We start from the raw sequence: 25,038 nt of genomic DNA, 5'->3' as shown, positions 1-25,038 counted from the left end.
GCCCGGGTTCCCGGGCCGGCCGACGCCGAGGACACCGACGCGACGATCTCGGCGTAGGGCACGTCGACGACGCGGCTCACCGCGTACACCATCGGAATGGTGGCCTGCCCACCACAGGTCACCATGTTGACGTTCGGCGCGCCCAGATGCGCACGCAGATTCGCCGGCGGGATCACGCCGGGGCCGACGGCGGCCGGCGTCAGATCGATCGCCCGGATGCCGGCCTCTTCGTAACGCGGCGCGGCGGCGCGGTGGACGTAGGCGCTGGTGGCTTCGAACACCAGATCCGGCTTCTCCGACTGAGCCAGCAGCCAGTCCACACCCTCGTGACTGGTCTCCAGTCCGAGCTTGCGCGCCCGGGCCAGACCCTCACTATCAGGATCGATGCCGATCATCCAGCGCGGCTCGAGCCACTCCGAACGAAGGAGCTTGTACAGCAGGTCGGTGCTGATGTTGCCCGACCCGACGATCGCGACCGAGAGTTTGTCCGCCATGAAGCTCAATCCTGAAATCGAAGGTGCACTGTGTCATGTGAATTCGACGAAGACTTCGCCGAGTCCGGTGAGTTCAGCTCGGAAATGGTCCCCCTTGGCCACGTCGACGGCGCGTGTGCACGAGCCGGACAGCACGACGTGTCCTGCTTCGAGCGTGACGTCGTAGGCGGACAGAGTGCGTGCGAGCCACGCGACCGCATTGGCCGGATGGCCGAGGACCGCGCTGGTGGAGCCGCGGGTCACCAGGACGTCGCGGCCACCGAATCCCGAGTACAGCGCCGCATCGACGTCGGCGAGGTCCACCGCATCTGGTGCCCAGCGGTCACGACCCAAGACGAACATGCCCGAAGACGCGTTGTCGGCAATCGTGTCGATGATGCCGATGCGCCAGTTCAGGATGCGGCTGTCAATGAGTTCGATTGCCGCGCTGACGTACTCGGTGGCGTTCAGTACGTCCTCGGGGGTGCAGTCACCGGGCAGTGCGGCGCCGAGGACGAACGCCACCTCCACTTCGATGCGGGGGTGGCATAGCGACGACAGATCGACCACGGTGCCGTCCTCGACGATCATGTCGGTGAGCAGATGCCCGAAGTCGGGTTCGTCGACGCCCATCATCTGCTGCATGACCGGAGAAGACAATCCGATCTTGTGTCCGCAGATCCGCACGTCGCCCGCGAGGCGTTCGGCGACGTTGGCACGTTGAATCGCGTAGGCGTCGTCGACGTCGAGATGGGGGAACGATTCGATGAGCGGGTCGATCGGGCGGCGCTTCCGTTCGGCGCAGCGCAGCAGACGCGCCGCAGCGTCGCGGGTTGCGATGTCGAGCATGAAGATTCCCTTCGGCGGGGTACGGCCACCTATGAATGCACCTTAGGAATGCCGTCGCGGGGATCAGGCGGTCATGTTCCGCCCAGCGGACGTGTGCTAGGCCACCCGCTGAAGGAACGCGGTCACCACTGACTCGAAGGCGGCCTTGGCTTCGATCATCGCCCAGTGCCCGCACCGCGGGAACACGTGCAGTTCGGCGTTGGGGATGGTGCGCATGGGAATCAAGGCCATGTCCAGCGGACTCACCCGGTCGTCGCGCCCCCACGTCAGCAACGTCGGCGCAACGACCTTGTGCATGCGTGCCCAGGGCAGGGGCGCGTCGGAGGAGGCCATCGCGGACATCATCGCGGAAAAGGCGGCCTTGCCGTACATGCGCCGCGCGGCGGCCAGTGTCTCGGGATCGGTGGCCAGCGCCCAGCGTTCTTCGATCAACTCCTCGGTGACCAGCGCCTGGTCGTAGACCATCGAGTTGAGCCAGTCGATTAGGCGTTGCCGTGTCGGGTCCTCGGTGAATTCCTGCAGCAACCGAATGCCTTCGCTGGGCCCGGGAGAGAAGACATTGGTTCCGATCCCACCGATGGTCACCAGTCGGCCGACTCGGTCGGGCGCGGTGATCGCGGTGTTGATGCCGACCCCGCCGCCCATGGAGTTGCCGACGATGTCGACACGCTCGACGTCCAACGCGTCCAAGAACGGCGTCACGGCGCCCTGGGCGGTCACCATGGGATGCCCACCCCAGTCGTCAGACACCCCGAACCCGGGAAACTCCAGGATCAGACACCGGAATTGCTCGGCGAAGGTCGGTAGCACGCCACGAAAGTTGCGCCACCCCGTCACGCCGGGCCCCGACCCGTGCAGGAACAAGACAGCTGGCCCCTGCCCGATGTCGTAGTAGCGCAAAGTTCCTGCACTGGTGGATGTTTCACGCAGAGCGTCGGCTGCCTGGGCAGTGGCCGGGACAGCAGCGGTATTCGACACGTGCCCTCTTTCGTCGTCGCCGGGTCGTCCCGTCGAGCGTCACACGGAGCCGCCGCAGCAGCAATGCCACATTCCGCTCACCGGTGATCCGCCTCGCCGTCGAATCGCGGGGTGCCGATTCTCCCGATGGGCGGGACGGCCCATGGTGCGGCCGTCGCGAAGCTGCGAAGGTTCCCCGGTCAAGACGTGTCCCCGGTCACATCGCGATCGATGGTGACACGCCGAAGGAGGAAGCAATGCTGCAGCGACAGCTCGCCGTCCCGTTACAAGGAATCGGCGGATTGTTCGCCATGTCGCTCGACGCCGCCAAGTTCATCGTGCGAAGGCCGTTTCAGTGGCGCGAATTCCTCGACCAGTCGTGGTTCGTTGCCCGGGTGTCGATGGCACCCACCCTGCTGGTGGCCATTCCCTTCACCGTGCTGGTGTCGTTCACCCTCAACATCCTGCTGCGCGAGCTGGGGGCGGCGGATCTGTCCGGAGCCGGCGCAGCCTTCGGCGCGGTTACCCAGGTCGGTCCGCTGGTCACGGTGTTGATCGTCGCCGGCGCGGGAGCCACCGCGATGTGCGCGGACCTGGGCTCGCGCACGATTCGCGAAGAAATCGACGCAATGGAAGTGCTCGGCATCAACCCGGTCCAGCGGCTGGTCGCACCCCGTATGCTCGCCTCCGGCCTAGTCGCGTTGCTGCTGAACAGCCTCGTCGTGATCATCGGCATTCTCGGCGGCTATCTGTTCTCGGTCTTCGTCCAGGACGTCAATCCCGGTGCGTTCGCCGCAGGCATCACCTTGCTGACCGGAATACCGGAGGTGATCATCTCCTGCGTCAAGGCCGCGTTGTTCGGCCTCATCGCCGGCATGGTGGCCTGCTACCGCGGGTTGAATGTCTCCGGTGGCGGAGCGAAAGCCGTCGGCAACGCCGTCAACGAAACCGTCGTATACGCGTTCATGGCGCTCTTCGTAGTCAACGTCGTGGTCACCGCGATCGGCATCCAAATGACCAGCAAATGAAGGCGGCATCCCCGTGGCTCTGCTAGCGGCTTACCCGCGCCTGGCGCGGGCGACGCGACGCCCGACAGAAATCGTCGGCGGCATCGGCGACCACGTCCTGTTCTATGGCAGAGCGCTGCGCGCCGTGCCGTACGCGGCCGCCCATTACCGTAGCGAGGTCATTCGGCTGGTCGCGGAGATCAGCATGGGCGCAGGCACGTTGGCGATGATCGGCGGAACGGTGGTCATCGTCGGATTCCTGACGTTGGCCACCGGAGGGGTTCTGGCGATCCAGGGCTACAGCTCACTGGGCAACATCGGCATCGAAGCCCTGACCGGCTTCTTGGCTGCTTTCATCAACGTGCGCATCTCGGCGCCCATCGTCGCCGGCATCGGCCTGGCCGCGACCTTCGGTGCCGGCGTCACAGCGCAACTAGGGGCAATGCGCATCAACGAGGAGATCGACGCGCTGGAGTCGATGGGCATCCGGGCCGTCGAATACCTCGTGAGCACGCGCATCGTGGCCGGCATGTTGGCCATCACGCCGCTGTACTCCATCGCGGTCATCCTGTCGTTTCTCGCCAGCCAGTTCACCACCGTCGTCCTGTTGGGCCAATCCGGGGGCCTCTACGACCATTACTTCGACACCTTCCTCAACCCCATCGACCTGCTGTGGTCGTTCCTGCAAGCGTTGCTGATGGCGCTGGCCATCCTCTTGGTGCACACCTACTACGGATTCTTCGCTAGCGGCGGTCCCGCCGGGGTCGGGGTCGCGGTTGGCAACGCGGTACGCACGTCATTGATCGTCGTCGTGTCCATCACCCTGCTCATCTCGTTGGCAGTCTACGGCTCCAACGGCAACTTCAATCTCTCTGGTTAGCGGGATCCCTTGTCACGCAACGCTTTACGTCTGTGGTCCGGCGCCGTGGCCGTGGCGGTGGTCGGCACCGTCATCGCCGGTGCGGTAGTGCTGTTCCGCGGTGGAGTCGCCCCCACCGCCTCGGTGACCGTCATCTCGCCGCGCGCCGGGTTGGTGATGAATCCGGAAGCGAAGGTAAAGCTGCACGGCGCTCAAGTTGGCAAGGTCGTCTCGATCGATCCGCTGCCCGACGGCCAAGCCGCGATCCGGCTGGCGATGAACCCCGACGACCTGGCGCTCATTCCGGCCAACACCGGCGTTCAGATCGCCTCGAGCACCGTGTTCGGCGCGAAGTTCATCGACCTCGTCTCCCCGGTGGCGCCGTCGCCCGAGTCGATGCATTCCGGTCAGATCCTCGACGCTGGACACGTGACCGTCGAGATCAACACGGTGTTCGAGCAACTGGTCACGGTGCTCCGGCAAATCCAGCCCGAAAAGCTCAACGAAACTCTCGGGGCGATGGCCCAAGCGCTCGACGGGCGCGGCAACGAGGTCGGACAGACCATGGCCGACTTCGACGACCTGTTGGCCAAACTCGACCCGAGTCTGCCTCAGCTACGACATGAACTGGCCGTCGCGCCAGGTGTCCTCAACGCCTACGCCGACGCCGCACCCGACCTGACCGACACCGCGGCCAACGCGACCCGGCTCAGCGACACCCTCGTCGAGCGACAGCAGGATCTCGACGCCCTGCTCATCAGTTCCGTCGGTCTCGCCGACATCGGCAACGACGTCGCCGCCACCAACACCGACGCGTTGACCAAGGTCCTGCACCTGCTCGTCCCCACGACCACCTTGACCAATCAGTACAACCCCGCACTGACCTGCGCGCTCAAGGGCGTCGAGCCGCTGTCCATGGGTGCACCTCAGCCGCTGCCGGGGGTCATGCTGCTCGATTCGTTCCTGCTCGGCACCGAGCGCTACCGGTATCCCGGGAACTTGCCGAAGGTCGCCGCTACCGGGGGCCCGCAATGCATGGATCTGCCAAACGTCGGTTTCGGACAACGGCCCCCGTTCGTCGTCACCGATATCGGCGTCAACCCGGCGCAATACGGAAACCAGGGGATCCTCCTGAACTCCGACGCCCTCAAGGAGGCATTGTTCGGCCCGTTGGACGGACCACCCCGAAACACCGCCCAGACAGGTCAGCCCGGATGATCGGCCGCCACGGGACCGCCATCAAGTTCGGTGTGTTCGGCGTGATCATGACGCTGCTGACCGCTGCGCTGTTCGTCATCATGGGACAGTTCAGAACCGGCTCCACCAATCACTACACCGCGGTGTTCGCCGACGCTTCCAGTCTGAAGGCCGGTGACTCCGTCCGGGTCGCTGGGTTGCGCGTCGGCACCGTCGACGACGTGGCGCTGCAACCCGACAACACGGTGCGGATCGGATTCGATTCCGATCGCGACATCGTGCTCACCACCTCGACGAAGGTCGCCGTTCGCTATCTCGACCTGGTCGGCAACCGCTATCTCGAGTTGCTCGACAACCCCGGCTCGACCCGCCTGCAACCGCCGGGTTCGCAGATTCCCCTCGAACGCACCGAGCCCGCACTCGACCTAGATTTGTTGCTAGGCGGCCTCAAACCCGTCATTCAGGGCCTCAATGCGCAGAACGTCAACGCCTTGACCAATTCGTTGATCCAGATCTTGCAAGGCCAGGGCGGCACGGTGGAATCCTTGCTGGCGCATACGTCGTCGTTCACCCAGGCGCTGGCCGACAACGGCCAGACGGTGCAGCAACTGGTCGACAACCTGAACACCGTGATGGCAACGGTTGCCAAGGACGGAGACCAATTCTCCGGCGCGGTGCAGCGCCTTCAACAATTGGTCACCGGATTGTCTGAGCAGCGTGACCCCATCGGTGAGGCCATCACCGCACTCGACACCGGCACCGCATCCCTGGCGGATCTGATGACCCAGGCACGTCCGCCGCTGGCGGGCACCGTGGATCAACTCACCCGGTTGGCTCCCCTGTTGGCCAACGACGACGCCAAGGCCCGGTTGGACCTGTCGCTGCAAAAGGCGCCTGCCAACTACCGCAAACTGGTCCGCCTCGGCGCCTACGGCAGCTTCATCAATCAATACCTGTGCGGAATGAACGTGCGCGTCACCGACCTGCAGGGGCGGACCGCCTACTTCCCCTGGATCATGCAGACCACCGGCCGTTGTGGGGAGCCCTGATGCTCAAGTACCGCGGATCACAACTCGCCCGCAGCGGGCTCATTGGTCTGATACTGATCGCGCTCGTCATCGCCGTGGGCCTACAGCCCCAGGCGCTGTGGTCGTGGGCCACCTCGATCAAGTACCGGGCGTTGTTCGCCGAGGCGGGCGGCCTCACGGCCGGCAATGACGTCAAGGTCTCGGGGGTGACCAAGGGTTCTGTCGTCGAAGTGGCGCTCAGTCACGGCAAGGCCATGGTGACCTTCACCCTCGACAGTGCAGTTCACCTCGGCACCGAGACCACCGCCCACATCCGCACCGGGACCGTGCTGGGCGCCCGCATGTTGACCCTGGAGCCCGCCGGTGCGGGCACGCTGCACGCCTCGGAGGTCATCCCGCTAACTCATACGTCCTCACCGTATTCGTTGACCGACGCCGTCAGCGACTTCACCGTCAACACCGCCGGCACCGATACGGCCGCGCTGACCCAATCACTGGACACGCTGTCGGATACCATCGACAGGATGGCCCCCCAGCTGGGGCCGACCTTCGACGGTCTGACGCAGCTGTCGCGAACCATCAACGGCCGCAACGAATCCTTGGTCAATCTGCTCAAGAGCGCTGCGGACGTGACGGGCATCCTGGCCGAGCGCAGCCAACAGGTCAACACCTTGCTGCTCGACGCCAACGCGCTCGTCGACGTGCTCGACCAGCGCCGCTACGCGATCGTCAACCTGCTGGCCAACACCTCGGCCCTTTCGCAGCAGTTGTCTGGCTTGGTCCACGACAACGAAAAGGAACTCGCACCCACACTGCAACAGATGAACTCGGTTACCGCGATGCTCGAGAAGAATCGCGACAACATCGCCAGCGCCCTGGCCGGCCTAGCCAAATACCAAGTCACGCAGGGGGAGTCGGTCAACAACGGCTTCTACTACAACGCGTTCATCGGCAATCTCCTGCCCTCGCAGACGCTGCAGCCGTTCCTGGACTATGCCTTCGGATTCCGGCGCGGCAACAACGCCGGGCAACCCCCCGACAACGCCGGACCCCGCGCCGAGTTCCCCTGGCCACACAACGGAATTCCCGGAGGTAGCCGATGATCGCCCGCCACCGCTCGTCCCTCACCCGCGTCATCCTGGTCGTGCTGGTGGTCCTCGGCCTGACCGGGGCAGGAGTGCTGGTGCGACGGAGCGTATTCGGGGCGACCACGATCACCGCCGACTTCACCTCGGCCACCGCGATCTACCCCGGTGACGAAGTGCGCGTCGCCGGGGTGAAGGTCGGCACCATCACCAACATCGATCCGGCCGGCGACCACGTCACCCTCACTCTGGCCGTCGATCACGGCGTGGCCATTCCCGCCGACGCCAAGGCGGTCATCATGGCTCAGAACCTGGTCGCCGCTCGCTACGTTCAACTCACGCCGGCTTACGAGGACAGCGGTCCGGTGATGGCCGACGGAGCCCGCATCGGCCTCGATCGCACTGCGGTTCCGGTCGAATGGGATCAAGTCAAAGATCAGCTGATGCGGTTGGCTACTGACCTGGGCCCCCTCAACGGGACGTCAGCCACCTCGCTGAGCCGGTTCATCGACAGTGCCGCGGCAGCAATGGACGGCAACGGTGCGAAACTCCACGAAGCCATCAGCCAACTCGCCGGCGTGGGACGCATCCTGGCTCAGGGCAGCGGCAACATCGTCGACGTCGTCAAGAACCTGCAGATCTTCGTGACCGCGCTGCGTGACAGCAACACCCAGATCGTCCAATTTCAAAACCACCTGGCCAGCGTCACCAGCGTCGTCGACGGCAGCCGCAACGATTTGGACGCGGCGCTGACCAACCTGTCGACCGCCGTCGGCGACGTCCAACGCTTCATCGCCGGAAGCCGCGGCCAGACCGTCGAGCAATTGCAGCGACTGACCAACGTCACCCAGAATCTCGTCGACAACAAGATCAAGCTCGAAAACGTCCTGCACGTCGCGCCCAACGCCATCGCCAATGGTTACAACATCTACAACCCCGACAGTGGAACCGCCGTCGGCGCGTTCGCCTTGTCGAACTTTGCAGATCCAGTGGCGGTGGTGTGCTCGGCGATCGCCGCGGTGAAGAACGTCACTGCCGCCGAGACCTCCAAGCTGTGCGCTCAATATCTCGGGCCGGCGTTGTCCCTGATCAACTTCAACTACCTGCCGCTGCCGTTCAACGCCTACCTGCGGAAGGCGCCCAGCCCCGACAACCTCGTCTACACCGATCCCAACATCGCCCCCGGCGGCGCGGGCGGACGACCACAGCCGGTCTCCGTGCCCCCAGCCGTATCGGCGTACACCGGCGCCGGGGACGTGCCGCCCCCCGCCGGATGGGGTACGCCCCCGGGCCCGCCTGGGGCATACGCACCCAACGGGTTACCGGCGGATCCTTCACCCGCATTGTTCCGCGGTGCGCCGATCCCGCCTGGCGTCCCCGACGGCGCCAGCTCCCCGCCGCGCTCGCTGCAAGACATATTGCTGCCCGCCGAAGCCGCACCGGCCCCGGCGGAACCGCCAGCACCGGCGCCTGGAGGCACCCCATGAGTTCCCGACGATCCCTCGTTCGCTTCGCCGCGATGGGGTGCGCATCGGTTCTGACGTTGACCGGCTGCGCATTCAACGGCCTGAACTCGCTGCCGCTGCCCGGTACGGTGGGTCGTGGTTCCGACGCAGCGACCTATCATCTCGAAGTCGCCAATGTCGGTACGCTGGAGGCGAATTCCCCGGTGATGGTCGGCGACGTCATCGTCGGCAGTGTCTCTCGGATGACAGTGCGGGATTGGCACGCCAATGTCGATGTCTCGGTGAAGCCCGACGTCGTCATCCCCGCCAACGCCGTGGCAGTCGTGGGTCAGACGAGCCTCCTGGGCTCGATGCACATCGCGCTCGACCCGCCGCTCGGGCAGCCGCCAACCGGGCGACTCTCCCCGGGCGCGACACTGTCGCTCAACAACACCTCGACCTATCCGTCCACCGAACAAACCCTGTCGTCGCTGTCCGTGCTCGTGAACGGCGGCGGCCTGGGAAAGATCGGCGAACTGGTCAACGAATTCAACGCAGCACTCAACGGGCGTCAGGACGAGATCCGTGATCTGCTCGTCCGTCTCGACGACTTCGTGGGGACGTTCGCCGACCAGCGAGACGAGATCAATGCGTCCATCGCCGCCCTCAACCGGCTCTCGGGAACGCTGGCCGGCCAACACGACGTCATCACCCAGGCGCTGCAGCGCATCCCACCGGCTCTGGACGTGCTGGTTAGGGAACGGCCTCGTCTCACGACCGCGCTGGAGAAACTCGGCCACTTCAGTGACACCGCCACCGCCTTGATTCACGCCACCCAGGAAGATCTGGTCACCAACCTGCGCAATCTCGAACCCACGGTCCGCGCGCTCGCCGACGTGGGGCCCAACCTGGCAGCAGATCTAGCATTCGTGCCGACCTACCCCTACCCGCAGAACTTCATCGACCGGGCCATTCGCGGCGATTATCTCAACGAATTCATCACCTTCGACTTCACCATCCCCCGTCTCAAACGAGGCCTGTTCCTGGGCACCCGATTCGGGCAAGAAGGTGCGCCCCTAGTACCCGCACCCGGAGACCCCTGGTACGCGAACTACACCAAGGATCCCCTCAACATGCCGATCACACCTGCCCCGGCCGCCGTCGCGACGATGCCACCGCTGATAGATCCACCAACAGAACAAGCTGTCACGCCACCGGCTTCGAGCGCGCCGGCAACCGACGCCGCCGCCGGCTCGGCGACACCCACCGCTTCCGCGCCGCTCACCCCGACGTCGCCGCCGGCTCAGTCACCCGGTCCGGCCACGGTGCCTTCCGACCCGAGTGCGGGAGGCAACTAATGCTGACCCGCCTGATCCGCACCCAGCTCATCCTGTTCACGGTGGCCTCGGTCATCGGCATGACGGTGATGGTGGTGACCTACCTCCAGGCGCCCACGCTCCTGGGCATCGGCCGCATGACGGTAACCCTGCAACTCCCCGGGACCGGTGGGCTGTACCGATTCTCGAATGTCACCTACCGCGGCGTGCAGATCGGCAAGGTCACCGACGTGCGACCCACCCGCGACGGCGCCGAAGCCACGCTGTCGCTGAACACCACACCGCGGATTCCGGCCGACCTGCGCGCCGCAGTCCTGAGCGTCTCGGCGGTCGGTGAGCAATACGTCGATCTGCAACCCCACCAGGAAAGAGGGCCATACCTGCGCGACGGATCGGTGATCGCCGCGGCCGACACGTCGATCCCGCAAGCCGTCGGGCCGATGCTCGACCAAGTCAGCGCCCTGTTGGGCAGCATTCCCAAGGACAAGATCAGTCCCCTGATGGACGAGACATTCAAGGCCTTCAACGGAACCGGTCCCGACATCGGGTCACTGTTGGACTCCTCCTCGCGGGTGATCGGGGATGCCAACGCGAACGCCGACCGGACCCGGGCGCTCATCGACGACAGCGCACCGTTGCTCGACGGCCAAGCCGAATCGGTCGACGCGATCCGCACCTGGGCCCACAGCATGGCTGGCATCACCGGACAGCTGGTCACCGACGACCCACGGGTTCGGACCCTGCTCGCCACCGCGCCAGGCGCCGCCGACGAGGCGTCCCGATTGTTCGCCGAGGTGAAACCCACGCTGCCCCTGCTGCTGGCCAACTTGACCAGCCTCGGCCAGGTCGGAGTGACCTACCACCCGTCCCTCGAGCAGCTCCTCGTGCTGCTGCCGCCCGTGGTTTCCTCCACGCAGGCATACGGCGCTCCAAAGAACAACCCGACCGGGATGTCGCTGGGAGACTTCACCCTAACCATGAATGACCCCCCGGCGTGCACTGTGGGATTCTTGCCGCCCTCGGCATGGCGATCACCGGAAGACACCTCCGACATCGACACCCCCGATGGCCTGTACTGCAAGCTCCCGCAGGACTCACCCATCGGGGTGCGCGGGGCGCGCAACTATCCGTGCATGGGTAACCCCGGCAAGCGCGCTCCCACGGTGGAGATCTGCGACAGCGACAAGCCGTACGAGCCCCTGGCCATGCGCCAGCATGTCCTGGGCCCCTACCCGATCGACCCCAATTTGCTTGCCCAGGGAATTCCGCCGGACTCCCGCGTCGATCGTGACAACGGCATCTACGGACCGCTGGACGGCACCCCGCCGGCTCCCGGTACTCCGCCGGCTCCCGGTTCTGCATTAGCCCCTGGCCCCGCCGCAGATGGGTCCGCTCCGCCGGCGCCCGAGCCCGCCCCGCCGGCGCCGCAGGAGGCGTCCCCTCCCGGCAGTGCGCCAGCCGCGCCCAGCGCTTACCGGCCCGACGAGGATCGGGGCCCCTCGGTGGCGATCGCTACCTATGATCCGAGCACCGGTCAGTACGCCACGCCCGACGGTGCGGTGTACCGGCAGACCGATTTGGTTCCACACACCGGCCAGCGAAGCTGGAAGGATCTCTTTCCCAGCTGAGTGCCCGCGCGTAGAAAGACGCGACCGGAGCGCTGACGATCGCCGGGATTGCCCGCGGCCCGGTGCGCTGCTCCCGGGGGCCGGCTCAGCCGTTCTTGACCAATTTGAAGGGCATGGTGATGAACAGCACCTTGCTGCTTCCGCACGACCCACTCACCCCGGTCGTGGAGTCTTCACCCATCAACGTCGTCGATGCAGGATCGGTCCCGCTGCCATCGGCAGTTGCAGGGTAGAACCGGAAGACCTGCAGTCCCGGACCGGCGCTGCCGTCGGGACACGGCTGCCACCCGTCCACCATCTTCTTGACGTACCAGACGCCACTCTTCTGGTAAATCGGTGCGCTCCAACCGAAGTCGCTGCTCATCGTTCCGGTGCACTCGCCGGGATAGCTGCACGTCGTGGTGATCGACCACGTGCTGCGGATGCTGGCCTCGTCGTGGAAGACGTCGTTGGTCTTCGCCCACTCGCCGTTGGAGGTGGCGACGTAGGTGCCGTTGAGACCCCACTGAGGGGAGGCCGCGGAGACAGGGGCCGTCAGAACGCCCAACGCTGCCACCGCGGTCGACATCCCCAAAGCGACGGGCGTCTTCGACAACCGCATGACCTACTCCTAACCCTCACCCCAGACGCCCGGGCAGACCCTGCTCCGACCTGGTGCCGCAATCACGTGACGCCCGCCCGACGAGTGGGCGGTGCGGCGTCTCCGACTGTCCATGTTCAGACGCCGTATGACCGTCAACCTCCCATCCAGCGGGCGACTCGATGGTGACGCCCACCGGCGGTGGCACAGTGTCCAACGTGCAGGCACGGGCGTTCGCGGCGGTCACGCTGCTCATGGCGGTTCTCACCGTTCCGGTCAGAGCCTCTGCCGCTCCTCCAGAGTGCAACGACCCATCGTGCGTGCCCGGTATCACCGGCGGTGTGGTCCTCGGAGCGCCGTGCAACGACACCGCCTACTTCGTGTTCGGCACCACCTCCTGGGGGCGGTTGGTGTTCTGCGGCTCGCCGCGTCGGTACGCACCGCGCTACTTCCGGTCGCCGCCCCTGCAAGGCGTCCGCGAGGAGAACTCGCCGTGCCCATGGTCGCTCAACACCGTTGCCCAGGCGCCCGACGGGCTGTTCTTGTCCTGCGTGGCCGTCGACGGCCACACGCAATGGGTTCGCGGAGATGTCTGAGGCGGGCGGCGTGGCATGGCGCAAATGGTCGCGTCGAGTTGCGGTGTGCGCAGCCACGGCCGTGCTGTGCGTCAGCGTGACATCACCGGCTGGCGCCGACGACGGCTCGCCGTTGCACCGCGTCACCTACACGGTGTCCATTGATACGCAGGCGGCCGTCGGCATCTATTACCGCGACGTGGATCCGCCGACGTGGGCCGACTACAGCCACGATCCATACCAGTTCAGCCCCCGCGACGACGTCTTGCTCGAGCCTGGCGCCCCATGGGTTCACGAAGCCATGCTGGCCGACCCTGGTCAGTGGGCGATGGTCACGGTCACTGCTGCGGGACCTGCAAGCCAGACCCCCAATGCCTTGCGCTGCGAGTTGGCCGTCGACGGTGTCGAGGTCGCGCGTGCAGAGGGTCCACGCGGGGCGTTGTGCTCGATGCGGCACTGGTAGTCCATGCGATCACGCACGCTGCTCGGCGGTGACCGCTGGGTGGGAACTTCGGGTGTCCCCGCCGCCTGAGGACACCTAAGGTGTGGCAGCAGTCACACTCGTGGGCGGGGTGGCAGGCGCTCGCCGAGCACGCCGTCCACGATCAACGTATCTGGAGGTAGGGGCTATGCGGCTACTCAGCCGCGCCGAGAAGACGGGCGCGACGGCAGGCGGCGTCGACGCCGATGCATCACCGGACTCGTCGCAGTCCGTCGACGAGCGCGCCTTGATAGGGGAGGCCGAAGCCGAGGCCGTCGAGGCCGAGGCCCGAGCCGCTCGCGCTCGCGCGCGGGCCGATGAGTTGCGCCAAAACGCGAGTCGGGAGCCCGCCGATGACGTACCTACGACGGAGGACGTCTCCGATCCGCTCCCCGACCCCGATGACGTAGACAGCCGACCGCCAGCCCGATGGTGGCGGCCCAAGCCGGCGTCGATCGCGTGCGCCGCCGCCATCCTCGCGGGCGTGACGCTGCTGGCCGCAAGTGGGTATCTCCTCTGGGGGCACCACCTCGATGAGCGTGAGCAGCAACGCCGCGCCGCCTTCTCCGCCGCTGCCTCGCAAGCGGTCGTCACGTTGATGTCCATCGACAGCACCAAAGCCGAAGACAACGTCCGCCAGATTCTCGACAACTCAACGGGACAGTTTCGTGACGACTTCCAGGCCGAGGCAGACGATTTCGTCAAGACCGCGCAAGCGTCGAAGTCGGTGACCAAGGCTAGCGCCCAGGCGGTGGCCGTGGAATCGATGACCCCGACCACCGCAACCGTGCTCGTCACGGCTGCCACGACCGTCAGCAACTCCGCAGGCGCCGATCAGCAGCCGCGTAACTGGCGACTCAGTGTGGACATGGTCAAGGACGGCGAGCAGATGAAACTGACGAGAGTGGAGTTCGTTCCGTGATTACCAGCATCGACGAGGACACCTCCGCCGAGACGCCAACGGCCGAGGAAGCAACCGAGACGCCCACGGCCGAGGAAGCTGACACCGCCGCGAGAACGTGGACGCACTGGGTGGCGGCGCGCTGGCGGCTGCTCGCGGCCGTCGGTTTTCTGGTGATCTCCATCGCGGTTGCAGCGGCGGTCTACTTCGGCCCCCATCGCAACGACCGCGAAACGGCCGCAGCGAGCGGGCAGGCGCTTGCCGCCGCGCAGCAGGGCGCCGTTGCGCTGCTGTCCTACGCGCCCGACACCCTGGAGCGCGACCTCTCGAACGCGCGGTCTCATCTCATCGGGGATTTCCTTACCTATTACAGCCAGTTCGCCGACCAGATCCTGACACCCGCGGCAAGACAAAAGGACGTTCACGCCAGTGCGTCGGTAGTGCGCGCGGCGGTCATCGACGCCCGCCCCGACACTGCTCACGTGCTCCTGTTCATCAATCAGACGACCACCAGCCGCGATAATCCGGCACCCGCGCAGGCGGCGAGCAGCGTCAAGGTCGGACTCACCAAGGCCGACGGCAGCTGGCGCATCTCTTCCTTCGATCCGGCCTGAGCATCAGGTTGTGTGATCAGCTCAACTCCCGATGAGCGGAAATCGTTCTGCCACAGGGTCTTCGTGCGCCGCACTCTAGGGGCCGAAGACGAAGAGCGGACGAAGGGCCGGTATGGCGACATCTGAGGACGACGTGGTGACCTACCGCGCCATCGGTCGAGTCGCGGTGGTGACGATGAATCGCCCCCGTTATCGCAACGCACAGAACTCCGTGATGACCTATGCGTTGGATGCAGCATTCCAACGCGCCGTCGATGACGACACCATCGGCGTGATCGTGCTCGCCGGCAGCGGTGAACACTTCAGTGCGGGCCATGACATCGGGACCCCGGGACGCGACCACCACGTGTCCTACGACAATCAGGCCGTGCTGTGGTGGGACCACGTCGGAAGAGACGGAGGCGATCAGCGCTATGCCCGCGAGATGGAGGTATATCTCGGGATGTGCCGTCGCTGGCGAGACATTCCGAAACCCATGATCGCGATGGTGCACGGTGCATGCATCGCGGGCGGCCTCATGCTGGCCTGGGTGTGCGACTTCATCGTCGCGGCCGATGACGCGTTCTTCGCCGACCCCGTCGTCCGGATGGGAATACCCGGCGTCGAATACTTCGCCCACCCCTGGGCGCTCGGCGCCAGGTTCGCCAAGGAAATCCTCTTCACCGCAGACCGGTTCACCGCGCAGCGCGGCTACGAGGTGGGAATGGTCAACCGGGTGGTACCGCGGGACGCACTCGAGACGACGGCACTCGACCTCGCCGAGCGCATCGCGCAAATGCCCGCCTTCGGATTGGCCTTGGCCAAACGGGCCGTCAACCAATGCGAAGACCAGATGGGCCTGCGAAACGGCATGGAAGCAGTCTTTGGGCTGCACCACTTCGCCCATGCCCACAACGCTGAGGTGGGCGCAGGATCCCTCGGTGGAATGAACGCCAAGACCATGGCCGCTCGCCCGGCCGACACCACGTGAGCAGCACCACGGTGACGAGCCCCGACCAGGTGGCCTGGCAGCTGGCCGAGGACCTTCGAGACCGAATCCCCGAAACCGACAGAGTGACCATGTACTGCACGTTGGGGACCGGCGACGTGTTCGACGCCCTGACCACCATCATGGAATTGGCCATCCGGCATCACCAGACCGTTGCCCACGACAGCGTCACGCAACTGCACGCCTGGCTCGACGGGTACCTCGGTAACCCCGACGAGCCCCGCATGCGCGCGGCCATCCGCGCTATGACGCGGTGGTAGAGCGCGCACGTCGCTGCGTTGGCCAATGCCGTCACGATCGGTGGGGAGCTACATCAGCGACAACGTGAACGGATAGGTCAGTGTCCCCGGTCTACCATCGCACCCTGCATCGAAGGACGACGTCAGCACGCCGACTCGGGTGACGGCGTCCCAGGAGTAAACATCACGAGTCGGTATCGTCGTACCGTAATACACGTTGCCGCAACGTAATCCGTCTGGAACATCTACCGCTAGGGTGTAGCGGCCGTCCGCCAGCCGTGCGTCACCGGCGTAGGGGAAAGCCCTCGCGACGGGCTGGGGAATTGCCTGAACGTGGACACAGTCAACGTCGCAGCGCGCCAATGTCCAGATCCACGTATGAAAGTCATACCTGCCGTCGAGATGCAGCTCGAAGTTTCCGTGCGGCGTGTCCGCCAGCGCCGGTGGCGCACCGAGTGCCGATGCGCACGCCACCATCAGGCTCATCAGCACCGACTTCATGTCGACCTCTCCCGTCGGCTTTGCTTGCCCGGTCCGTCGCCCGGTCCATGGCACGTTGCCATCACACGCTGTCAGGTGGTCACGCCACGCACGGGCCGGGTGTCCGTTGAGCGGGAAGCTTCCCGCCAACAGATCGAGTCCAACGCCAACGCCAATGCCCATCCCGCAGTGGGTATTTCCGGGTTGACCGTTGAGCGGGAAGAACCCGCTGCGACCGCCCGACGAGTGACAGGCTCGCGTTCCGACACCCAACGCGATCGACGCGCCCACCCGCGCATGCAGATTGCAGACGACCACGAACATGTCGAGCTCCACCCGCTTGGTCGCCCGACAATCCAAAGTCGTTCCAAGCCCTAGACCGACAGGAGCCTCCATCATGCCGTCCAGCAACCGTCATGACGTCATCGTCGTCGGATTCGGTGCGGCCGGCGCCGCCGCAGCGATCGAGGCCGCCGACAACGGCGCCCGCGTGCTCGTGTTGGACCGCGGTTATGGGGGCGGAGCCACTGCACTGTCAGGCGGGATCGTCTACGCCGGAGCCGGCACCGAAGAGCAGCGCGCCGGTGGCTACGACGACTCCGCCGACAACATGTTCGCCTACCTCGAGCGCGAGGTAGGCGACGCCGTCTCCGAAGCGACATTGCGGCGGTTCTGCGAGCAAAGTCCGGCAATGATCGATTGGCTCAAATCGCACGGTGTTCCGTTCAAGGGCGGACGAGTGTCCTCCTACAAGACGTCCTACCCGACCGACTCGTTCTACCTTTACTACTCGGGCAACGAGAAGGCGCACCCCTACGCTGAACACGCCCAGCCGGCACCGCGCGGGCACCGCGTCGTAGCACCCGGGATGAGTTCGGGCCGAGTCTTGTTCGAACGCTTACGCCAATCCGCATTGTCCAAGGGCGTCACCTTCGTGCCACTGGCCCGGGTGAATGAACTCATCACCAACGCGAGCGGTGGAGTCGTCGGCGTGCGCTACCGCGCCATGTCCCTGACTCACCCCGACGCACGGCAACACAGGGCACTGACGAAGTCGGCCGGGAAGGTGGGCAACTGGCTTCCCGGTCTCGTCAAGGGAGTCGTCGCGCGTGCTGAGCGACTCTGGGAACGAGGCGCGGCGCCCGGCGAGGCCCACGCCGGGGCCGTGGTGCTGGCGGCTGGCGGTTTCATCTACAACCGCGAGTGGATGACGAAGTTCGCCCGGCGTTCATGGACATCTCTCCGCTGGGAACAGCCGGCGACGATGGCAGCGGAATTGCTCTCGGCATCGACGCCGGTGGATACACCGCCAAGATGGACAACGTCACGGCATGGCGATTCCTCGCACCACCCAGCGCGCTCCTGGAAGGCCTGTCCGTCGGACTCGACGGCCACCGGATCGCCAATGAAGACCTGTACGGCGCCACCCACGGGAACGTGATGATGCGCCACTTTGGAGGTGTCGGGCGGGTCATCTACGACGCCCGAACCTGGCGAAGGGTTTGGACGCAGGTCAGCGACCAAACACAGATCTTTCAACGACTGCAGCTCGGGTACCTTCTAACCGTCGGTCACGAGAAGGCGACGTCGATCGAAGAACTAGCCGCCAAGAACGGAATCGATCCCACCGGGCTGCGACGGACGATCGACGAGTACAACGCCGGAGTTTCCTCGGGATTGGGCGATCCAGCCCACAAAGATCCTGAGCTATGCCCAGACATGACCACCGGCCCCTACTACTCGATCGACATCTCCGCCGGCGCGTCGATGTTCTACCCGATCCCGGGGCTGACCCTCGGTGGTCTAGTCGTCGACGAACGGACAGGTGCCGTCAAGCGACCAAATGGCGAAGTAGTGCCCGGCCTCTTCGCTGCAGGCCGCAACGCTGTCGGCATCTGCTCCAACAGCTACGTCAGCGGCCTGTCGATCGCCGACTGCATCTTCAGCGGACGGCGTGCCGGTGGCCACGCTGGGTCCTTACCGCCGGACTAATTGCGGCCCCGAGCACCCCGTAAGTTCGACGCGGGTATTCCACTTCTGGCGGTCGATGAGTTCGATTCGCACGGGGGACCAGACGCTCTCCATCTTCGAGTCGTCGCGCGTGCGTGTGCTAAGTCTTCTGTGCCACAACGAGAATCGCAGCACCGCGCTCCAACGAGCTCCAGCGTCGACGAGTCGGTGGTGTCCGACGCTGCCGCGGCCCATTTCGGCGGCGACGACGGTGCGCAGTTCCTCCATGGACGCATCGGAGAGGCAGCGGCGGCTCACCTTTGATTCGTCGTGGGACTCGATGACCACCGCGGTCGCTGGGCGCAGAAACACCGCCGGGCGGGGGAAGGTTTGGACGAGATCGGTCCGACCACCAGGTGGGCACCAGTATCCGCGCTGCGGGCATACTCAATCCATTGATCGACGGCAAACTCGCTCGCGACGACACGTTCCAGGATCTGGTCCACCGAGCGCCACGCATCACCGGAGGAATCAGAATGCCTGCACCGTCCACCGCTACGTTCCAGCGTCTTGCCGGGTTGATCGCGATCCCCGAGGCATCCGAGCGGCCGACCCGCTCCGTCGTGGAGGTGTTCAGCGGCAAGGAACTGACGACCATCCCGGTCGGCACCGCGCAGGACGCGCTGGATGCCATCGCGCGGGCCCGGGTCGCGCAGCAGGAGTGGGCCGCCCGGCCGGTCACCCAACGCGCCGCCATCCTCCATCGGTATCGGGACCTCGTCCTGGAGAACCTCGACCAACTAATGGACATGGCACAGGCGGAGACCGGCAAGTCGCGCAACGCGGCCCAGGAAGAGATCCTCGACATCGCGCTGACGGCCCGCCACTACGCGCGCGTCGCGCCGAAGTTGCTGCGCCCGAAGCGGGTGACGGGCATGCTGCCGGGTCTGACCAAGACGGTCGTGCGCTATCAGCCCAAGGGCGTCGTCGGCATCATCTCGCCCTGGAACTACCCGATGACCCTGGCGGTGTCGGACGCGATCGCGGCGCTGCTCACAGGCAACGCGGTGGTCCTCAAACCCGACAGCCAGACGCCGTACTGCGCTTTGGCCTGCGTGGAACTGCTATACGACGCCGGTCTGCCGCGGGAGCTGTTCGCCGTCGTCCCAGGGAAGGGTTCCGTGGTGGGCACGGCGCTGGTCGAGAACACCGAGTACCTGATGTTCACCGGGTCCACCGCCACGGGACGGCTGCTCGCCGAGCAGGCGGGACGCCGGCTCATCGGCTTCTCCGCCGAGCTCGGCGGCAAGAATCCGATGATCGTGATGGCCGGGGCCAACCTTCGCGAAGTCGCCGACGCCGCGGTGCGCGCCTGCTTCGCCAATTCCGGTCAGCTGTGCATCTCCATCGAGCGCATCTACGTCGAGGAATCCATCGCGGCCGAATTCACCCGCGTGTTCGGCGAACGCGTCCGCAACATGACGCTGCGCGGTGGGTACGAGTTCGGCATCGAGATGGGCAGCCTGATCTCCGAGGAACAGGTCAAGGCCATATCCGCCCACGTCGACGACGCCGTCGTGAAGGGAGCCACCGTCGTGGCAGGCGGCAAGCCGCGACCCGACCTCGGGCCCCTCTTCTTCGAACCGACAGTCCTGACGGACGTTCCCGAGGACGCCGAGTGCTACCGCGACGAGACCTTCGGACCGCTGGTCTCGATCTACCCGGTCGCCGGAGTCGACGAGGCCGTCGAACGCGCCAACGACACGGAGTATGGATTGAACGCCAGCGTTTGGGCGGCCACCAAACGCGAGGGTGAGGAGATCGCCGCACGGATCCACTCCGGCACGGTCAACGTCGACGAGGGCTATGCCCCTGCCTGGGGCAGCACCGGGGCTCCGATGGGCGGCATGGGTGTTTCCGGGATGGGCCGCCGGCACGGTCCGGAAGGCCTCATCAAGTACACCGAGCCGCAGACCATCGCCACCACCCGCATCCTGAATCTTGGTGGACCGCGCGGTATTCCGCCGAAGCTGTGGGCAAGGATCATGCCGCCGTTCGTGAAGGCCTTGCAGTATCTTCCCGGTCGCTGAGGCGGCGCGTGCGCTCGACGATGGGGCAGTGATCGCTGCAGACCAATTGGTCGGCGAGATTCCCTTGAGGAGTCATTGGCAAGTCTTCGTGGTGATCATTGGCGACGTGGTCGGGCTCGAATTCTCATGCTGACAACCACGTCGGCAGGACTGCGCAACCTGGTCGTCAGCTGACGTCGCCAACATGTCGGACCCCTCTGCGATGATGGTGGCATGTCCTCGCCGGCAACGTCTTTGGCTCCGCAGGAGCGGCTCGAGGTGTTGTTCGCCGAAATGGAAGAGCTCGCCGGGCAACGCAACGCCATCGACGGCCGGCTGGCGCAGATCGCCGCCGAGATCGACCGCGACGGGATCTGGGGCTCCACCGGCGCCCGCTCGGTGCCGGCGCTGGTGGCGTGGAAGTTGGGCATCTCCGCGCACAACGCCGCGACGATCGTCACCGTGGCCCGCCGGCTCGAGGAATTCCCCCGCCTGGCGGTTGCGGCACGTGAGGGCCGGATCTCGTTGGATCAGATCGGGGTGATCGCCGCGGGTGCGGCACCGGGGTCTGATGAGCATTACGCGGAGCTGGCCTTGGTGGCGACGGTGAATCAACTGCGGACCGCGGTGAAGCTGGAACCCAAACCCAAACCCAAACCCAAACCCAAACCCAAACCCAAACCCGAACCCGGACCGCGCCCGGAACCGGAACGTTCCTTCGTCCGGAGGGAAGGCGACCGCGGTACGACGTGGCGGATCACCCTGCCACCCGCTGAGGCCGCGGTGTTCGACGCCGCAGTGCAGTCGCACCACGACGCGCTGATCGCGCAATGGAAACGCGACCACGGCGACGGCAGCGACGATGCCGACGACCACGAGGGCGAAGGTCACGAGGGGGATGACGTTCGGGTGCCGCCGTTCCCGAATCGGGTCGATGCGTTCCTGGGCTTGGTGCAGGCCGGCTGGGACACCGACGTCACCCACCGCCCACACGGGCAACGCACCACCGTGATCGTGCATCTGGACGTGGAGAGCCGGTCGGCGGCCTGGCATCTGGGTGGTCTGCTCTCCGACGACGAACACCGCCTGCTGCTGTGTGACACCACGTGTGAGGTCTGGTTCGAACGCCACGGGCGGGTCATCGGTGCGGGCCGGGAGACCCGCCAGATCAGCCGCCGACTACGCCGGGCCCTGGAGCACCGCGACCGGTGCTGCGTGGTCCCCGGCTGCGGAGCCACCCGCGGACTGCATGCCCATCACGTTCGGCATTGGGAGGACGGCGGTCCCACCGAGCTCGCCAACCTCGTCCTGCTCTGCCCCTATCACCATCGGTTGCACCACCGGGGCGGCATCACGATCGCCGGCACCGCTTACGACCTGATCGTCACCGACGTCGAGGGCACCCCGTTGACCAACGCCTCGCTGGCCCGCCCACCGACCCAACCCCCACCCGACGTCCCGCCGTGCACCGGCCCGCTCGGGGAACGCGCCGACTGGTGGTGGTACGACCCCTACGAACCCAAACCACCACCGCCGAGCAGCTGAGGTCCGCGCCGTTCCATTGCCCGCGCGGGGCGCTCGGCGGAACGTGCCCAACCTGGCAGAGTGACATCGTGTCCGAACACGACGACACCGTCCGTACCCTGTTGGCCCAACTGGGTGCGGCAATGGTGGCCACGGGACAACCGGTCAGCGACGTGGAGGACGAGCTGGCGGAGGTGAGCACCGCCCTCGGGCACCCCGACGTCCAGATCGCGGCATCGCCGACAGGAGTGTTCGTCACCCTGGCCAGTGGCGCTCCAGCGACCTTCGAGTCGGTCAGGGGCGGGTTGCGTCTCGACCAGGCCGCCGAGGTCCGAAGCATCCGGCACCGGTTGGTGCGGTCGGCGCTCACGGTGCCCGTGGCCACACAGGAGCTGCGCGCACTGCGCGACCGTCCGCCCCGCTATCCACAGTGGATGGCCAATCTCGGCTGGATCGCGATCGCCACCGGAATCGCGCTGATCCTGCAGCCCGGCGGCGCCAACGTGGCCTTCGCCGCCGCGGGGGCGGTCGTGGTGGTCGCGCTGTTCCGCCTGGGTCAGCGGTTCGGCCTGATCGCCACGCTGCTGCCCACGCTGGCCGCCTTCCTGCTGGCCTGCGGAGTCTTCGCCGCGGCCAACGCCAACCTGTTGGACGGACCACTGCGCACCCTGCTGCCGCCGCTGGCCGTACTGCTGCCCGGCGCCCTGATCGTGACGGCGATGTCCGAACTGGCAGCCGGCGACATGGTGGCCGGTGCGTCACGGCTGATCTTCGGGCTGGTCCAGCTGCTGTTGTTCACCCTGGGCATCGTCGCGGCCAGTCACGTAATCACCGTTCCTGCAGCTCAATTGACGAATTCACGGGTCGACACGCTCGGCTGGTGGGCCGCGCCGCTGGGGCTGATCCTGATCAGCATCGGGATCGGAGTCCTCGAGAGCCCGCCGGTGCGGTTGCTGCCATGGATCACCGCGGTGCTGATCCTCGCCTTCGCCGCCCAGAGCCTCGGGCAGCATGTCGGCGGTGCGGCGCTCGGTAGCTTCCTCGGCGCCCTGGCCGCGACCCTGGGGTCCTCGCTCGTCGAGGCCCTGCGCCCAGATCTGCCGCGGCTGGTGGTGTTCCTGCCTGCCTTCTGGCTGCTGGTGCCCGGCAGTCTCGGGCTGCTGTCCACCACGACCCTGATCACCCATCCCGCCGGCGCTGCGGCGAATGCATTCGACGTGGTGACTGTGGTCTGCGCGATCGCGGTGGGGCTCTTGGTCGGTGCCGCCGTGGCCCGGTCCTTCGGCGGTGCCGTTGGCAGACTCCGGCGTGGGGATCCGCTACGCCGACGAGGTCGGCTGGGGCGCAGCCTGTTGCGCTGAACCAGCGGACTAGCCTCGTCAGAGGGCAGTTTCGAGGCAGGGAGGGCACGTCATTACGCCACCGGCCCAGCCATCGCCGAGTGCGGTCGCCGACCTCGTCGTGCACGAGCTGAGGACCGCCCTCCCCCGCGGACGGGTGATCGACGACGCCGACGTCGCCAGAAGCCTCAGCCGGGATCAAGCAGCAGGCGCTCCGGTGGGGGAGCCGGCCGCCGTCGTGCGTGCTCGCAGCACCGAAGAGGTCCGCCGGGTGGTCGAGATCTGTCTGCGCCACCGCACCCCCGTCGTCGCCCGCGGAGCCGGCACCGGGCTGTCCGGCGGCGCCAACGCCATCGACGGTTGCGTGGTGCTCTCGCTGGAGGCGATGTCGGAGATCGTCGAGATCAACCCGCTGGAGCGCATCGCCGTGGTGCAGCCAGGTGTCGTGAACGACGACCTGCGCGCAGTAGCGGCAGAGCATGGCCTGTGGTACCCGCCGGATCCCGCGAGTTCGCCATGGTCGACGATCGGCGGCAACGTCGCCACGAACGCCGGCGGACTGTGTTGCGTCAAGTACGGAGTCACCCGGGATTACGTGCTCGAGCTCGAGGTCGTGACCGGTTCGGGGGAGGTGGTGCGAGTCGGGCGCCGCACTGCCAAGGGCGTTGCCGGTTACGACCTGGTGAGCCTGCTCGTCGGGTCCGAAGGCACGTTGGGCATCGTCACCGAGGTCATCGTGCGCCTGCGCAGCTTGCCAAGTGCACCGGTCACGGTGGCGGGGTTCTTCCCGACGCTGGTGGCCGCCGGTGAGGCGGTGCGCGCGGTGGGGGCGGCGGGCATCACGCCGTCGGCGCTGGAGCTGATGGATCGGTATTGCCTTCGTGCGGTGGATGATTGGAAGCAGATGGGTTTGACGGCCGCGGGAGACGTGCTGCTGCTCGCGCGGGTGGACGAGCCAGAGCCTGCCGGCACCGCGCTCGCCGACGCGATCATCGAGTGCTTCCGCGCCAGCGGTTCGTGCTGGGCCGAGCGATCGAGTGACGCCGACGAGGGCGATGCCCTGTTCGCCGCCCGCCGGTTGGCCTACCCTGCGCTCGAGCGGTTGGGGCCGGTGATCACCGAGGACGTGTGCGTACCCAAGGAGCACGTCCCGGAGATGCTGGGCCGCATCGAGGCGCTGGCGCTGCGACACGACGTTCGGATCGCCAACATCGCGCACGCCGGCGACGGCAACCTGCACCCCCTGATCATCGGACCGCCGGACGACGACGCGGACCGGTGGCGGCGTATTCACGCAGCTTTCGACGGCATCCTCGACGCCGCGCTGTCCCTTGGTGTGAAACGCCCTGGTTCTGTCGGAGGCTCGAGCTATTGGATTTCGACCAGGGTTTGGTCGGTCCGCTGTGCATCGTAGAATGCGGCTTCGAACTCG

General features: G+C 66.2%; 22 protein-coding genes and 2 pseudogenes. 19 read left to right on the top strand and 5 right to left on the bottom strand.

Annotation, left to right across the window (positions count from 1 at the left end; translation table 11 throughout):
- From SBI80_RS28110 to SBI80_RS28100, 3 genes and pseudogenes are all read right to left on the bottom strand, one after another.
- Window positions 1-494: pseudogene (locus SBI80_RS28110) on the bottom strand (acetylating acetaldehyde dehydrogenase); the annotation flags it as partial.
- A gap of 33 nt (window positions 495-527) precedes the next feature.
- On the bottom strand, window positions 528-1,322 hold the full coding sequence (locus SBI80_RS28105) for a 2-keto-4-pentenoate hydratase (protein WP_318978430.1): 795 nt from the start codon (window positions 1,320-1,322) through the stop codon (window positions 528-530).
- A 96-nt stretch (window positions 1,323-1,418) separates the two neighbouring features.
- The gene (locus SBI80_RS28100; protein ID WP_413232836.1) at window positions 1,419-2,252 is read right to left on the bottom strand and encodes an alpha/beta fold hydrolase; all 834 of its coding nucleotides are present in this window, start codon (window positions 2,250-2,252) and stop codon (window positions 1,419-1,421) included.
- Between the two features lie 284 nt (window positions 2,253-2,536).
- On the opposite strand from SBI80_RS28100, the gene SBI80_RS28095 reads away from it, so the two are divergent.
- Genes SBI80_RS28095 through SBI80_RS28060 form a run of 8 tightly spaced genes read left to right on the top strand, consistent with a single transcriptional unit; the run spans window position 2,537 to window position 11,865 of the window.
- Complete coding sequence (locus SBI80_RS28095; protein WP_318978428.1) at window positions 2,537-3,307, top strand: MlaE family ABC transporter permease; 771 nt, start codon at window positions 2,537-2,539, stop codon at window positions 3,305-3,307.
- A 13-nt stretch (window positions 3,308-3,320) separates the two neighbouring features.
- Complete coding sequence (locus SBI80_RS28090) at window positions 3,321-4,166, top strand: ABC transporter permease (RefSeq protein ID WP_318978427.1); 846 nt, start codon at window positions 3,321-3,323, stop codon at window positions 4,164-4,166.
- A 51-nt stretch (window positions 4,167-4,217) separates the two neighbouring features.
- Window positions 4,218-5,363 (top strand): MCE family protein, encoded by a 1,146-nt coding sequence (locus SBI80_RS28085; RefSeq protein WP_413232835.1) that lies wholly within the window; start codon window positions 4,218-4,220, stop codon window positions 5,361-5,363.
- Window positions 5,360-6,391 (top strand): MCE family protein, encoded by a 1,032-nt coding sequence (locus SBI80_RS28080; RefSeq protein WP_318978425.1) that lies wholly within the window; start codon window positions 5,360-5,362, stop codon window positions 6,389-6,391. The genes SBI80_RS28085 and SBI80_RS28080 overlap by 4 nt, the downstream gene beginning before the upstream one ends.
- Window positions 6,391-7,473 (top strand): MCE family protein, encoded by a 1,083-nt coding sequence (locus SBI80_RS28075; RefSeq protein ID WP_318978424.1) that lies wholly within the window; start codon window positions 6,391-6,393, stop codon window positions 7,471-7,473. The genes SBI80_RS28080 and SBI80_RS28075 overlap by 1 nt, the downstream gene beginning before the upstream one ends.
- Entirely contained in the window at window positions 7,470-8,942 is a 1,473-nt protein-coding gene (locus SBI80_RS28070) for an MCE family protein (protein ID WP_318978423.1), read from the top strand. The genes SBI80_RS28075 and SBI80_RS28070 overlap by 4 nt, the downstream gene beginning before the upstream one ends.
- Window positions 8,939-10,258, top strand: a complete 1,320-nt coding sequence (locus SBI80_RS28065) for an MCE family protein (protein WP_318978422.1) — start codon at window positions 8,939-8,941, stop codon at window positions 10,256-10,258. The genes SBI80_RS28070 and SBI80_RS28065 overlap by 4 nt, the downstream gene beginning before the upstream one ends.
- Window positions 10,258-11,865, top strand: a complete 1,608-nt coding sequence (locus tag SBI80_RS28060; RefSeq protein ID WP_318978421.1) for an MCE family protein — start codon at window positions 10,258-10,260, stop codon at window positions 11,863-11,865. Before SBI80_RS28065 ends, SBI80_RS28060 begins: the two co-directional genes overlap by 1 nt.
- Window positions 11,866-11,950: 85 nt before the next feature.
- On the opposite strand, the gene SBI80_RS28055 is transcribed toward SBI80_RS28060, so the two are convergent.
- Window positions 11,951-12,466, bottom strand: a complete 516-nt coding sequence (locus SBI80_RS28055; RefSeq protein ID WP_413232834.1) for an Rv2253/PknI dimerization domain-containing protein — start codon at window positions 12,464-12,466, stop codon at window positions 11,951-11,953.
- Window positions 12,467-12,699: 233 nt separating this feature from the next.
- Between SBI80_RS28055 and SBI80_RS28050 the strand changes: the two genes are divergently transcribed.
- From SBI80_RS28050 to SBI80_RS28025, 6 genes are all read left to right on the top strand, one after another.
- Window positions 12,700-13,041 carry a hypothetical protein gene (locus SBI80_RS28050; protein ID WP_318978433.1) on the top strand — a complete coding sequence of 114 codons (342 nt, stop codon included), beginning with the start codon at window positions 12,700-12,702 and terminating at the stop codon, window positions 13,039-13,041.
- On the top strand, window positions 13,034-13,483 hold the full coding sequence (locus SBI80_RS28045; protein ID WP_413232833.1) for an Rv2576c family protein: 450 nt from the start codon (window positions 13,034-13,036) through the stop codon (window positions 13,481-13,483). The genes SBI80_RS28050 and SBI80_RS28045 overlap by 8 nt, the downstream gene beginning before the upstream one ends.
- A 502-nt stretch (window positions 13,484-13,985) precedes the next feature.
- Window positions 13,986-14,423 (top strand): Rv1363c family protein, encoded by a 438-nt coding sequence (locus tag SBI80_RS28040; RefSeq protein WP_318978419.1) that lies wholly within the window; start codon window positions 13,986-13,988, stop codon window positions 14,421-14,423.
- Window positions 14,420-15,016: a twin-arginine translocation pathway signal gene (locus tag SBI80_RS28035; RefSeq protein WP_318978418.1), complete on the top strand. Its 597-nt coding sequence runs from the start codon at window positions 14,420-14,422 to the stop codon at window positions 15,014-15,016. The genes SBI80_RS28040 and SBI80_RS28035 overlap by 4 nt, the downstream gene beginning before the upstream one ends.
- 112 nt (window positions 15,017-15,128) lie before the next feature.
- Window positions 15,129-15,986 (top strand): enoyl-CoA hydratase, encoded by an 858-nt coding sequence (locus tag SBI80_RS28030; RefSeq protein WP_318978417.1) that lies wholly within the window; start codon window positions 15,129-15,131, stop codon window positions 15,984-15,986.
- Window positions 15,983-16,264 carry a hypothetical protein gene (locus SBI80_RS28025; RefSeq protein WP_318978416.1) on the top strand — a complete coding sequence of 94 codons (282 nt, stop codon included), beginning with the start codon at window positions 15,983-15,985 and terminating at the stop codon, window positions 16,262-16,264. Before SBI80_RS28030 ends, SBI80_RS28025 begins: the two co-directional genes overlap by 4 nt.
- A gap of 48 nt (window positions 16,265-16,312) precedes the next feature.
- On the opposite strand, the gene SBI80_RS28020 is transcribed toward SBI80_RS28025, so the two are convergent.
- On the bottom strand, window positions 16,313-16,744 hold the full coding sequence (locus tag SBI80_RS28020; protein WP_318978432.1) for a hypothetical protein: 432 nt from the start codon (window positions 16,742-16,744) through the stop codon (window positions 16,313-16,315).
- A gap of 376 nt (window positions 16,745-17,120) precedes the next feature.
- Between SBI80_RS28020 and SBI80_RS28015 the strand changes: the two are divergent.
- From SBI80_RS28015 to SBI80_RS27990, 5 genes and pseudogenes are all read left to right on the top strand, one after another.
- Window positions 17,121-18,715, top strand: a pseudogene (locus SBI80_RS28015) (FAD-binding protein).
- Window positions 18,716-19,209: 494 nt separating this feature from the next.
- Entirely contained in the window at window positions 19,210-20,763 is a 1,554-nt protein-coding gene (locus SBI80_RS28005; RefSeq protein ID WP_318978415.1) for a succinic semialdehyde dehydrogenase, read from the top strand.
- A 213-nt stretch (window positions 20,764-20,976) separates the two neighbouring features.
- Complete coding sequence (locus tag SBI80_RS28000; protein ID WP_318978414.1) at window positions 20,977-22,287, top strand: HNH endonuclease signature motif containing protein; 1,311 nt, start codon at window positions 20,977-20,979, stop codon at window positions 22,285-22,287.
- Between the two features lie 68 nt (window positions 22,288-22,355).
- On the top strand, window positions 22,356-23,627 hold the full coding sequence (locus SBI80_RS27995; RefSeq protein WP_318978413.1) for a threonine/serine exporter family protein: 1,272 nt from the start codon (window positions 22,356-22,358) through the stop codon (window positions 23,625-23,627).
- Between the two features lie 100 nt (window positions 23,628-23,727).
- A complete protein-coding gene (locus tag SBI80_RS27990) occupies window positions 23,728-25,020 on the top strand; it encodes an FAD-binding oxidoreductase (RefSeq protein WP_318978412.1) in 1,293 nt (430 codons plus the stop codon).
- Window positions 25,021-25,038: the final 18 nt, after the last annotated feature.

The organism is Mycolicibacterium sichuanense, from assembly GCF_033741125.1.
Classification (GTDB): domain Bacteria; phylum Actinomycetota; class Actinomycetes; order Mycobacteriales; family Mycobacteriaceae; genus Mycobacterium.
The sequence above is the reverse complement of the archived record's forward strand: the minus strand, read 5'-3'. Positions and strand labels throughout refer to the sequence as shown.